The 11,946-nt window shown below is 73.9% G+C and carries 12 protein-coding genes; 7 read left to right on the top strand and 5 right to left on the bottom strand.

Annotated elements, in window-relative coordinates; translation table 11 throughout:
• Window positions 1–340: 340 nt before the first annotated feature.
• The 4 genes from ABZ924_RS36400 to ABZ924_RS36385 all read left to right on the top strand — a co-directional run bounded on the left by ABZ924_RS36400 (window position 341) and on the right by ABZ924_RS36385 (window position 3,493).
• Entirely contained in the window at window positions 341–706 is a 366-nt protein-coding gene (locus ABZ924_RS36400; RefSeq protein WP_361919660.1) for an Rv2175c family DNA-binding protein, read from the top strand.
• A 90-nt stretch (window positions 707–796) separates the two neighbouring features.
• Entirely contained in the window at window positions 797–1,450 is a 654-nt protein-coding gene (thiE, locus tag ABZ924_RS36395; protein ID WP_361919658.1) for a thiamine phosphate synthase, read from the top strand.
• Window positions 1,451–1,578: 128 nt separating this feature from the next.
• Window positions 1,579–2,496, top strand: a complete 918-nt coding sequence (gene metF / locus ABZ924_RS36390; RefSeq protein ID WP_361919656.1) for a methylenetetrahydrofolate reductase [NAD(P)H] — start codon at window positions 1,579–1,581, stop codon at window positions 2,494–2,496.
• A 40-nt stretch (window positions 2,497–2,536) separates the two neighbouring features.
• A complete protein-coding gene (locus ABZ924_RS36385) occupies window positions 2,537–3,493 on the top strand; it encodes a hypothetical protein (protein ID WP_361919655.1) in 957 nt (318 codons plus the stop codon).
• A gap of 65 nt (window positions 3,494–3,558) precedes the next feature.
• Here ABZ924_RS36385 and ABZ924_RS36380 read toward each other — a convergent pair whose 3' ends face one another.
• From ABZ924_RS36380 to ABZ924_RS36360, 5 genes are all read right to left on the bottom strand, one after another.
• Entirely contained in the window at window positions 3,559–4,971 is a 1,413-nt protein-coding gene (locus ABZ924_RS36380) for an NAD(P)/FAD-dependent oxidoreductase (protein WP_361919653.1), read from the bottom strand.
• A 31-nt stretch (window positions 4,972–5,002) separates the two neighbouring features.
• On the bottom strand, window positions 5,003–5,626 hold the full coding sequence (locus tag ABZ924_RS36375) for a DUF4126 domain-containing protein (protein WP_361919651.1): 624 nt from the start codon (window positions 5,624–5,626) through the stop codon (window positions 5,003–5,005).
• Between the two features lie 129 nt (window positions 5,627–5,755).
• Window positions 5,756–6,157: a DUF3040 domain-containing protein gene (locus ABZ924_RS36370; protein ID WP_361919649.1), complete on the bottom strand. Its 402-nt coding sequence runs from the start codon at window positions 6,155–6,157 to the stop codon at window positions 5,756–5,758.
• A 354-nt stretch (window positions 6,158–6,511) separates the two neighbouring features.
• Window positions 6,512–7,270, bottom strand: a complete 759-nt coding sequence (locus ABZ924_RS36365; protein ID WP_361919647.1) for a methyltransferase domain-containing protein — start codon at window positions 7,268–7,270, stop codon at window positions 6,512–6,514.
• Window positions 7,271–7,343: 73 nt separating this feature from the next.
• A complete protein-coding gene (locus ABZ924_RS36360; protein ID WP_361919645.1) occupies window positions 7,344–7,826 on the bottom strand; it encodes an SAV_6107 family HEPN domain-containing protein in 483 nt (160 codons plus the stop codon).
• Between the two features lie 205 nt (window positions 7,827–8,031).
• Between ABZ924_RS36360 and ABZ924_RS36355 the strand changes: the two genes are divergently transcribed.
• From ABZ924_RS36355 to ABZ924_RS36345, 3 genes are read left to right on the top strand one after another with little or no spacing between them, the layout of a single operon-like run.
• Complete coding sequence (locus ABZ924_RS36355) at window positions 8,032–8,853, top strand: ATP-binding cassette domain-containing protein (RefSeq protein WP_361919643.1); 822 nt, start codon at window positions 8,032–8,034, stop codon at window positions 8,851–8,853.
• Window positions 8,825–10,915 (top strand): YhgE/Pip domain-containing protein, encoded by a 2,091-nt coding sequence (locus tag ABZ924_RS36350; protein WP_361919641.1) that lies wholly within the window; start codon window positions 8,825–8,827, stop codon window positions 10,913–10,915. The genes ABZ924_RS36355 and ABZ924_RS36350 overlap by 29 nt, the downstream gene beginning before the upstream one ends.
• Before the next feature lie 41 nt (window positions 10,916–10,956).
• Window positions 10,957–11,595, top strand: a complete 639-nt coding sequence (locus ABZ924_RS36345) for a TetR/AcrR family transcriptional regulator (protein WP_361919639.1) — start codon at window positions 10,957–10,959, stop codon at window positions 11,593–11,595.
• Window positions 11,596–11,946 lie beyond the last annotated feature (351 nt).

The raw sequence follows: 11,946 nt of genomic DNA, 5'->3' as shown, positions 1-11,946 counted from the left end.
GGGGGGGGGGGCGTACCCCTCCCCCCCCCCCGCCGCGGGGGGGGGGGGGGGGGGGGGGCGCGCCCCCGCCGGGGGGGGGGGGGGGGGGGGGGGGGGGGCCCCCCCCCCCCCGAAACCCGGCTCCGCCGGGCACCGGGCTCCGCCCGGACCCGCGCCTCACGCGCCGGCGGGGCTGGATTTGCCGGACCCCCGGCTCAGGCGTCGGCGGAGCCGGTGGACTCTGGGGTGCTGGCCCGGAGCCGGCGGGCCCAGGGTAGGCCGGGGCCGGGTGGGACGGGGTGGGGCCACGGATGGGGTGGCTTGGGTGCCGGGTGGGGGCGGGAGGTGGCAGGCTTGTGCCGTGACCGAGATTGACGCAAAGATCGATGCCCTTGTCCCCGCCTGGCTGTACCTCCCCGACATCGCCGAGATGCTCGACATCGAAGTGACCCGGGTCCGCCAGCTGGTCAAGGAAGGTCAGCTGATCGCCGTACGCCGTGGTGAGAACCGCGCCCTCCAGGTGCCCGCCGCCTTCATCGCGGGCGACAAGCTGGTCAAGGGCCTGCCCGGCCTGCTGACCGTCCTGCGCGACGACGGCTTCTCCGACGAGGAGATGCTGGAGTGGCTCTTCACCGCGGACCCCACCCTGCCCGGCACCCCGGTGCAGGCGCTGAGCGAGAATCGCGGCACGGAGGTGAAGCGCCGCGCCCAGGCGCTCGCCCTCTGACCCGTACCCGAGCCCACTGATCCATCCGCGGTGCCCCGGCGCCGCCGCCCGCCGCGGCGGCCCGGCACCGTGCCCACGAGGGGGACCCCCATGTCCGCGAACGCGAACGCCCAGCTGTCCGACGCCCGGCTCTACCTGTGCACGGACGCCCGCAAGCGGCAGGGGGACCTCCCCGAATTCCTCGACGCCGTCCTGGCCGGCGGCGTGGACATCGTCCAGCTCCGCGACAAGGGCATGGAGGCAGGCGAGGAGCTGGAGCACCTCCAGGTCTTCGCCGAGGCCGCCCGCCGCCACGGCAAGCTCCTCGCCGTCAACGACCGCGCCGACGTCGCACACGCCATCGGCTCCGACGTCCTGCACCTGGGCCAGGGCGACATCCCCGTCCCCGCCGCCCGCGCGATCCTGGGCGAGGGCGTCCTGATCGGGCGCTCCTGCCACGCGGAGGACGAGGTGGCCGCGGCCGCCGCCGAGCCCGGCGTGGACTACTTCTGCACCGGCCCCTGCTGGCCGACCCCCACCAAGCCCGGCCGCCACGCCCCCGGCCTGGACCTCGTCCGGTACGCGGCCTCCCTGGAGCAGGACCGCCCCTGGTTCGCCATCGGCGGGATCGACGCCGGCAACCTCGACGAGGTCCTCGACGCCGGCGCCACCCGCATCGTCGTCGTCCGTGCCCTCACCGAGGCCGCCGACCCCGGCGCCGCCGCGGCCGACCTGGCCAAGCGCGTCCGGGCCCGGCTCGGCTGAGGCCCGGCTCGGCTGAGGCCCGGCTCGGCTGAGGCCCGGCCCCCTACGGTCCCGCCCGACTGTCCAAAATCGTGTCCAATGGGTGGACGCCGCTTCGGTGTCCGCGAACGCGCGTCTAACCTGCCCGTATGGCCCTTGGAACCGCTTCCACCCGAACGGACCGTGCACGCACGGTCCGCGACCTGCTCGCGTCCGGGGACCCCTCGTACTCCTTCGAGTTCTGGGCCCCCAAGACGGAGACCGGCGAGCGCAACCTGTGGAACGCGCTGCGCCGCATCGAGGCGGTGGGCCCCAGCTTCGTCTCCGTGACGTACGGCGCCGGCGGCTCCACCCGCGGCGGCACCGTGAAGGCCACCCAGCAGATCGCCGCGGACACCACCCTCACGCCCGTCGCGCACCTCACCGCCGTCGACCACTCGATCGCCGAGCTGCGCAACGTGATCGGCCAGTTCGCCGACGCCGGCATCCGCAACATGCTCGCCGTGCGCGGCGACCCGCCGGGCAACCCGATGGGCCCGTGGGTCGCGCACCCCGACGGCGTGCACTACGCGGCCGACCTCGTCCGACTGCTCAAGGAATCAGGCGACTTCTGCGTGGGCGTGGCCGCTTTCCCCGAGATGCACCCGCGTTCGGAGGACTGGAACACGGACATCCGGCACTTCGTGGACAAGTGCCGCGCAGGCGCCGACTACGCGATCACCCAGATGTTTTTCGATCCCGAGAATTATCTGCGGCTCCGCGACAGCGTCGAGAAGGCCGGCTGCGAGACGCCGATCATCCCTGAGGTCATGCCTGTTGTGGCCATCAAGCAGCTCGACCGTCTGCCCCAACTCAGCAACGCAGTCTTCCCCGAGGCCGTGAAAGAGCGCATGCTCGCCGTCAAGGACGATCCGGCCGCTGTACGCTCCATGGGGATCGAGTTCGCCACGGAGTTCTGCGCGCGACTGCTGTCCGAGGGTGTCCCGGGGCTGCATTTCATCACGCTGAACAACTCCACGGCGACTCTCGAGATCTACGAGAACCTGGGCCTGCACCAGCGGGCCTGATCGGCCGTTCCCAGGGCGGCCGTACCGAGGGGTGCCACGCATGGGAATGACGGTCCTCTACATCGCGTTCGGTTTCGTCGCGCTGTGGCTGCTTGCCGAGGTCCTGATGCAGTACAAGGCCCGGCTGCGCTGGCGGTTGCTCGCGTTCGCCGGGTTCCTCGGCGTGGTCGCCGGGGTGGTGCTGCCGTCGGTGCCGGTCATCGCGGTCGGCGCGGCGGCGTTCGCCGTGGGCCAGACGCTGGTGACGCTCTCCTTCCGCAAGGGTTTCGAGGCCGGCTGGGCGATCCGCCGAGGCAAGAGCGGCGGCAAGGGCAAGGGCAAGGGCGGCGGCGGCAAGGGCTCCGCGGCGAAGGGGCAGGCCGCCAGCGGCTCGCGGCGCCGCCGGGCGGGCGGCCCGCGCCCCGAGCCCTCGCTCGAGGTGACCGCGCTGGAGTACGGGGCCGCCGGCGCGGCGGACGCCGCGGCGGACGTCGACGCGACCGAGGTCTACAGCCCGGAGCCGCTGCCCGACGAGACCGGCTCCTACGGGATACAGAGTTTCGCGGCCACCGCCGACCCGGCGCAGACGGCTCCGTTCGCCTCGCCGTTCACCACGGCCGAGCAGGACGCCCACGGGTACGCCGCCTACCAGGACCCGCAGGCCCCGGGCGGCTACGACTACTCCGGCGGCTACGCGGCGGGCGGCGACCAGCAGGTCTACGCCGCCTACTCGGACCCGTACATCGGCACCGGCGGCGGCGTCATCCCCCAGCAGCCGTACGACTACACCCCGTACACCGGCCACACCGCCGACCCGTACGGCGCGGCGGGCGCGGCCGCGCAGGAGCAGTACTCCATGGACACCCCGCCCGGCGGGGTGTGGGTGCCGCAGCAGCGGGACGTGGCCCAGCCCTACCCGGCGGACGACCAGAGCGGGACCTACCCCCAGCAGCCGCAGCAGCAGCCCCAGCAGTACCCGTACCAGGGCACCGGCGAGTACGAGCAGTACCGCTACTGAGGCTGCGTCCCCCCGTACCCACCGCCCGAGCCCCTGCCGGCACCGCCGACAGGGGCTCCGGCGCGTCACTGCGAGCCGCGGAAGCCCGCGCCCTCCACGATCAGCCCGGCCACCAGCGCCCCGGTCATCCCGGCGTGCGCGAGCCCGCCGCCCGGGTGCGCCCAGCCGCCCGCGAGGTACAGCCCGGGCAGGGCCGTGGAGTTGGCCGGGTAAAGCAGCCGGCCGCCGGCCCCGGCGAGCGCCGGCGGGGGCACCGCGCCGCCCGCCGCGCCGGTGGCCGCCTCGATGTCGGCCGGGGTGCGCACCTCGGACCACAGCAGCCGCTCGCGCAGGTCCGGCACGGCCCGCGCGGCCAGGTCCAGCAGGCCGTCGACCCGGTCCGGGGCCGGCCCCTCGGGCCCGCAGGCCACGCTCACGGTGACGGCCTCGTGTCCGGCGTCGGGGCGGGTGCCCGGGTCGTCGGGGCGCAGGACGGTGAGCAGCCCGCCGGGGGAGTGGACGAGGGTGCGGTGGACGGCGTCTTCGGGGCGGGCGCCGCGCAGGGCGAGCAGCAGGGTGCACCGGCTGCGCACGCCGGCTCCGCGGGCGGGGACGCCGTCCGGCGGGAGCGGTACGCCGATCCGCCGGGGGTCGGTCCCGCAGACGACGTGGTCGGCCTCGGCCTCGGTGCCGTCGGCGAGCACCAGCCCGGCCGCCCGGCCCCCGCGTTCCAGCACTTCCCGTACCGGGGTGTCGAAGGCGAAGACGACCTTCCGCTCCAGGCAGCGCTCGTACACGGCGGTGGCCAGGGCCCGGATCCCGCCGCGCACGTACCAGCTGCCGAAGGTCTGCTCCATGTAGGGCAGCACGGCCGCGGCGGCGGGGGCGTCGGCCGGGTCGATCCCGTACGCCTCGACGCGCGCCGCCAGCAGCGCGCCGAGCGGCCCGCCCAGCTCGCGCCCGGCGATCTCGGCGAGGGTCGGCGGCCGGCGGCGCAGCAGGCCGCTGCGCCGCACGGCCGGGTACGGGTCACGGCCGAGGACCTGCCAGTCGGGCCGCAGCGGCTCCTCCAACAGGGGGCGGCGGGTGGCGTCCCAGGCGTCGCGCGCCCGGTTCAGCACCTCGTTCCAGCGGTCGCCGGAGCCCGCGCCGAAGGCACGGTCGAGGGCGGCCGCGGCGCCGCCGCGGGAGGCGCCGGGGAGGGCGACCTCCGCACCGTCGGCGAGGACGTGCCGGACGGCGGGGTCGACCTGGACCAGGTCGACGCAGTCCTCCAGGGGCCGTTTGCCGGTCTTGACGAACAGGTCGCGGTAGACGGCCGGCAGGTGCAGCAGCCCCGGTCCCGTGTCGAAGACGAAGCCGTCCCGCTCGTACCGGCCGACCGCGCCTCCGTACGTCGGACCCTGCTCGTACACCGTCACCTGGTGCCCCGCCACGGCCAGTCGGGCCGCCGTGGCCATCGCGCCCATGCCGGCGCCGATCACCGCAATTCGTGCCATGCGGCTGACCTTATCGAGCGGGGAGGCGGGGTCAGCCGGGTGGGCCCGCGGCCGCGCGGGCGCCGGCGGCGAGCCGTTTCTCCTCGCGGCCCCGGGCCCGGCGGCGCAGGAAGCGGCGGATACGGGTCCACAGGAAGACCAGGACGGCCAGGCCGGCCGCCAGCAGGACGGCGGCGATGACCGCGGCGGCGGTGGGGTGGAACACGGCGAAGGTGACGATCCCCGCGACGCCGAGGTCCTCGGCGGTGCTGAGGGCGATGTTGCTGAACGGCTCGGGCGAGGTGTTGACGGCCATGCGGGTGCCGGCCTTGACGGCATGGCTGGCCAGGGCGGTTGAGCCGCCGATCGCCCCGGCGGCGAGGTCGGAGAGCGAGCCGCTCTGCCCGGCCAGCAGGGCGCCGACGACGGCCCCGGCGACCGGCCGGATCACGGTGTGGACGGAGTCCCAGACGGAGTCCACGTAGGGGATCTTGTCGGCGACGGCCTCGCAGAGGAAGAGCACGCCCGCGACGACGAGCACATCGGTTCGCTGCAGGGAGGCGGGCACCTCGTCGGCCAGCCCGGTCGCGCCGAAGACGCCGAGCAGGAGGACCACGGCGTAGGCGTTGATCCCGCTGGCCCAGCCGCTGGTGAAGACCAGGGGGAGCACACTCACGCCGACATCATGCCGCAGCGCGGCGCGATCCGGCAGCCCTCCGGGACAGCAACGAGGACAGCGGGGGCAGAGTTGTGAGGGGGCGGCCGCCGTGCGGCAGCCGCCCCCTCACCCGTGTCTGTCCGGGGCCTACTGCCCCTGCTCGTCGCGGCGGCGCTGCCACCGCTCCTCGATGCGGGTCATCATCGACCGTCGCTGCCGGTTGCGGCCGTGGGCCGAACCGCCTGCCATGCCGGAGACGGGGTGCTCGCCAGGCTTGGGCGCTTTGCGCCAACCGGTGACCACGAGGACCGTACAGCCCAGCATGACGAGGAAACCCACCACGCTGACCCAGAGTACGTTCGGGACGATCACACCGGTCATGAGGAGCGCGATACCCACCACAATGCCTGCGACTGCCTGGTAGACCCGTCGCCGGGTGTACGTACGCAGTCCGCTTCCCTCAAGCGCTGTCGCGAACTTGGGATCTTCGGCGTACAGCGCTCGCTCCATCTGCTCGAGCATTCGCTGCTCGTGCTCCGAGAGCGGCACGGGAGTCCTCCTCATCCGTCGGTCGCGGGGGGTAGCGACCAGGGGTCCCCTTCAGGATAGGCGGGGAATCGCCCCCGTGATACCCGCCCTCCACGCCAGGTTCGAAATGCACTGCCGGGAAGGGCGCTGCCCCACATCGAAAAGCACTGAGCACATCAAAAAGCACTGGGCAAAACGTACCGCCGCCAGGTGCGGTCACTGAGGCGCTTTATTCCCCATTGATCCGCGGGCCATGCCGGTGGCTGTTGTCCCGATCATACGGCGCGGATCTCCGCCGCGGAGGCTGTCCGCCGGGTCCGCGGCAACTGCCTGCAGCGCGGACCGAGGCGGGGGCGGGCGGGGATCAGGCGCGGATCAGGCGTGCTTCCCGCCGAGGACGTGCAGCTGGGTGGCGATCGCGTGGAAGGCGGGCAGCTCGGCGGCGGCCTCCTCCAGGCGCAGCAGCGCCTCACCGGCCCCCGGCTCGGTGTCCACGAGGACGCCCGGGACGAGGTCGGCGAAGACGCGGACGCCGTGCACCGCGCCGACCTCCAGGCCGGTCCCGGCGACCAGCTCGGTGAGCTGCTCGGCGGTGAAGCGCCGCGGGACCGGGTCGCCCGCGCCCCAGCGGCCTGCAGGGTCGGTGAGCGCGGCGCGGGCCTCGGTGAAGTGGCCGGCCAGGGCGCGGGCCAGCACGGCTCCGCCGAGGCCCGCGGCGAGCAGGCTGAGCGTGCCGCCCGGGCGGAGCGCCGCCACGGCGTTGGCCGCACCCTCGGCCGGGTCGTCCACGTACTCCAGCACGCCGTGGCAGAGCACGATGTCGTACGCCTCCCGGTCGACGACGTCGAGCAGGCCCTGGGCATCGCCCTGCACACCGCGGACCAGCTCGGCGACGCCGGCCTCGGCGACCCGGCGCTCCAGCCCGAACAGCGCGTTGGGGCTGGGGTCGACCACGGTGACCCGGTGCCCCAGGCGCGCCAGCGGCACGGCGAACTTGCCCGTGCCGCCACCGGTGTCCAGTACGTCCAGCACGTCCCGCCCGGTCGCCTTCACCCGGCGGTCGAGTGCCTCCTTGAGGAGCTCCCACACCACGGCGGTGCGGAGGGAGGCACGGGGGCGGGAAGTGTCCGACACGGCTGATGACTCCTCGGCGCGGTGAGAGTGGGCGATGCGTTCCCCACCCTATTGCCTCCGGCAGCCGTGCAGCTCATCCCGCGTCCGGACGCTCCGCGCGGGGCTGGGGCAGGGGCTGCGCCACCGGCTGGAGCGCGAGCATCCGCTCGACCAGCCGCAGGAACATCGCCGCGGCGCGCACGAGGTAGTCCGCGTCCTCCGCGCTCGCGGCGTCGCGTATCCCGGCCTCGGCCCGCGCCCGGCGCTCGGCGCCGGAGGCGAACAGGGAGCTCCACTCGGCCAGTTCCGGCGCGAGCTCCGGGAGCACCTCCCAGGCGCTGCGGATACGGGGCCGCCGCCGCGGGTGCGCCGGTTCGGGCCGGCCGCGCGCGGCGAGCACGGCGGCGGCCACGCGCAGGGCCGCCAGATGGGCCGTGGCGTAGCGCTCGTTGGGACGGGTCAGCAGGGCGGCCTCGGCCAGCCCGGCGCGGGCCTTGGCGAGCAGGTCGAGCGCGGCCGGCGGTGCGGCCGACCGGCGCGGGACGGGGTGGACAGGGGACGGGGACGGTGTGGCCATGACGAACCTCCTGTCGTTGCGTACTGCTCAGTCGTGGGCGCGGTGTTCTGTGCCTCGGGACCATCGTGACGTGGACCACTGACAATCGCTCCGACCTGCGGTTTTGCCGGGGTGGCCCGGAGTTGTCCGGCCCCCGGCGCGCGCGGGCCGAGCCCGGGTGCTAACTTTTGAACTGACCGGTCAGTTCAAAAGAGAGGGGGCCGGCGTGGACAGCCCGCACGGCGCGGCCGTCAAAGCCGAGGACTTCGGACTGAAGGGCCCGCGCGGCTGGGTGTTCCGCGGCGTGGGCATCGATGCCGGGCCCGGCTCGCTCATCGCCGTCGAAGGCCCCTCCGGCAGCGGCCGGACCTGCCTGCTCCTCGCCCTCACCGGGCGCATGAAGCCCACCGAGGGCGGCGCCGAGGTCGCCGGCCACCGCCTGCCGAAGCGGATGGCGGCCGTCCGCCGGATCGCCGCCCTCGGCCCGGTCTCCGGGGTCAACGACCTCGACCAGGCCCTGACCGTCGCCGAGCAGCTGCGCGAGGGCGCACTGCTCCAGCGCCGCTACGAGGGCCCCGTCCGCGCCCTGCTGCGCCCGCGCGGCGAGCGCCGCACCGCGACCGCGGCCCGGATCGACGCCGCCCTGGCCGCCGCGGGCCTGGACCTGGACACCCTGCCCAAGGGCCCCCGCACCTCCGTACGGGACCTCGACCGCCTGGAGGCGGTCCGGCTGTCCGTGGCCATCGCCCTGCTGGGCGCCCCGCGCCTGCTGGCCCTCGACGACCTCGACCTCAAGCTCTCGGACGCCGAACGCGCCGAGGCCTGGGACATGCTCCGCTCGATCGCCGCGGCGGGCACCACCGTCCTCGCGGTGTGCAGCCAGGCCCCCGAGGGCGTGACGGTCGTCCGCACGGACGCCGCGGCCGAGGGTGGGAGCGACACCGAAGACAAGACCAGCACCGAAGACAAGACCGACACCGCGGACAAGACCGACACCGACGACACGAAGGGGGCGGACGATGCGCTCGCCGAAGCTGGCCGCGCTTGAGCTGAAGCGGTTCGGGCGGGGGAAGCTGCCCCGGGCCGCCCTCGTCGCGCTGCTCCTGCTGCCGCTGCTCTACGGAGCCCTGTACCTGTGGTCCTTCTGGGACCCGTACAGCCGCCTCGACAAGGTGCCCGTCGCCCTCGTCAACGCCGACAAGGGCGCCACCGTCGAGGGCAACCGCCTCGACGCCGGCGCCGAGATCACCAAGAAGCTGCACTCCAGCAAGACCTTCGACTGGCACGAGGTGAACGCCGAGGAGGCCGCCAAGGGCCTGGAGAACGGGACGTACTACCTGTCCCTGACCATGCCGGCCGACTTCAGCGAGCGGATCGCCTCCAGCTCCGGCGCCGACCCGACCACCGGCGCCCTCCAGGTCCGCACCAACGACGCGAACAACTACATCGTCGGCTCGATCTCCCGCACCGTCTTCTCCGAGGTCCGCTCGGCGGCGTCCACCAACGCCTCCCGCAAGTTCCTCGACAAGATCTTCGTCAGCTTCTCCGACCTCCACGACAAGACCGCCGAGGCCGCCGACGGCGCCGACAAGCTCAAGAACGGCGCGAGCGACGCCCAGGAGGGCGCCAAGAAGATCGCCGACGCCCTCGACACCGCCGTGGAGAAGAACGGCGAACTGACCGGCGGCCTGCAGACCCTCAACGACGGTGCGGACCAGCTGGAGACCGGCGCGAACGCCGTCGCCGCCGGTACCCAGGCCGTCGCCGACAAGGTCAACGGCGCCGCCGACAAGGCCCGCCCGTACCTGAAGAACCCCCAGCAGGTCGCCGACACCGCCGAGCTCGTCGCGGACACCGCCCAGGTCGTCGGCAAGAACCTCGACTCGATCGCCAAGAACGCCCCCCTGGCGGCCAAGCTCAGCAAGCAGGCCGCGGCCCTCGCCGCCGACGGCCACACCACCTACTGCACCGGCGCGGCGGCGGCCAAGATGCCGCCCGGCGCCTGCGACAAGCTGAAGAAGATCAAGGACACCACCGCTCAGGCCGCCGAGCTCACCGGCGACCTCGACGCCCTGGTCAAGGACTCGAACGGCGACCTGGCCACGCTCAAGAAGCAGCTCGCCGACCTGGAGAAGCAGGCCCGCCAACTCGCCGACGCGGCCCCCGGCCTGTCCACCAACCTCGAATCGGCCGTCGCCCAGGCCAACGCCCTCAACTCCGGCGCCCACAAGGTCGCCGCGGGCCTGACCAAGCTGCACGCGGGCATCGGCTCCGCCGGCGACGGCTCCGCCGCCATCGGCCGCGGCGTCGCCAAGATCGGCGATGGTGCCCACAGCCTCGACGGCGGCCTGTACAAGCTCGTCGACGGCAACGGGGCCCTCGCCGACGGCCTGCACCAGGGCGTCGACAAGATCCCGGACTACGACCAGCAGCAGCGCGACGCCCGCACCCAGGTCATGGCCGACCCGGTCAAGCTCGCCAACCAGTCCCTGCACAAGGCGCCCAACTACGGCACCGGCTTCGCCCCGTACTTCATCCCGCTGTCCCTCTGGGTCGGCGCGATGGTCGCGTACATGCTGATCGCGCCGATGAACAAGCGCGCCCTGGCCGCCGGCGCCTCGCCCTGGCGGATCGCCCTCGCCGGCTGGCTGCCCGTCGCCGGGCTCGGCACGCTCCAGGTGGCCGCGCTGATGTCCGTCCTGCACTGGGGGCTCGGCCTGGAGATGGCCCGCCCGGCCCTGACCATCGGCTTCCTGGTCCTGGTCACCGGCTGCTTCGCGGCGATCGTGCAGTGGCTGAACGCCAAGTTCGGGGCCGCGGGCCGGATCCTGGTCCTGGCCTTCCTGATGCTCCAGCTGACCTCGGCGGGCGGCACCTACCCCGTGCAGACCAGCCCGGGCTTCTTCAACGCCATCCACCCGTACCTGCCGATGTCGTACATCGTCGAGGGCCTGCGCCGCCTCATCACCGGCGGCGACCTCGCCCCGGTCTGGCAGGGCTGCGCCGTCCTCGTGGCCTTCACCGCGGGCGCCCTCGCCCTCACCTCGCTCGCCGCCCGTGGCAAGCAGGTGTGGACGATGGACCGGCTCCACCCCGAACTGAGCCTGTGACCGGGCCCGTAGAGAACGGTTGACCTGTGAGAATCAGCGCCATGGAAAGCAGCAGCACCAGCGCCGGCACGAGCGCCGGCGGCGGCCGCCGGCAGGCGACGCGCCAGAAGCTCTACGAAGCAGCCGTCACGCTCATCGCCGAGCAGGGCTTCTCCGCGACCACGGTCGACGAGATCGCCGAGCGGGCGGGCGTCGCGAAGGGCACCGTCTACTACAACTTCGCGAGCAAGAACGAGCTGTTCGAGGAGCTGCTGCGGCACGGCGTCGGCCTGCTCACCGCCTCCCTGCGGGCGGCGGCGGAGTCGACCGAGGCGAGCGGCGGCAGCCGGGTCGAGGCCCTCGACGCGATGATCCGCGCTGGCCTCGTCTTCATCGACCGCTACCCCGCCTTCACGCAGCTGTACGTGGCCGAGCTGTGGCGGACCAACAGGACCTGGCAGTCCACGCTCATGGTGGTCCGGCAGGAGGCGGTGGCCGTCGTCGAGACCGTGCTGCGCGAGGGCGTGGAGCGCGGCGAGCTGAGCGCGGAGATCGACGTGCCGCTGACGGCCGCCGCGCTCGTGGGGATGGTCCTGGTGGCCGCGCTGGACTGGCAGTCCTTCCAGAGCGAGCGCTCGCTGGACGACGTGCACTCGGCGCTGTCGCTGCTGCTGCGCGGACGGGTCAGCGGCAACCGCTGACGGTGGGTGACCCCCGATCGGCGGTGCCGCGGGGCGCGGGGCGCGCGTACAACTGGTGGGGCCCGCCCCTGGCCCGCCGCCCGGCCTGAGTATGAGTACGCGTACCCAGACACCGGATGAGTACCCGCGCGGATGGGCTCCCACCTGCGCAGACGCCAGACTGGGGGCAACGGACGGGAACCCGGTCCGGACCGCCGACACGGGGCGGCCGGTGCGGACCGGGTGCCTGTGCCGCGACCGGGAAGGGGTCAGGGGACCCGGGGGGCCCGGTGATGCAGTAACGCCGGCGCGGCGGGGCTCGGGGGGGGGGCGGCCCGGCCGCCCCCGGCGGTTGGCGGGCGAGCGGCTGAG

It is taken from the genome of Streptomyces sp. NPDC046876 (assembly GCF_040645035.1).
Lineage (GTDB): Bacteria > Actinomycetota > Actinomycetes > Streptomycetales > Streptomycetaceae > Streptomyces.
The sequence above is the reverse complement of the archived record's forward strand: the minus strand, read 5'-3'. Positions and strand labels throughout refer to the sequence as shown.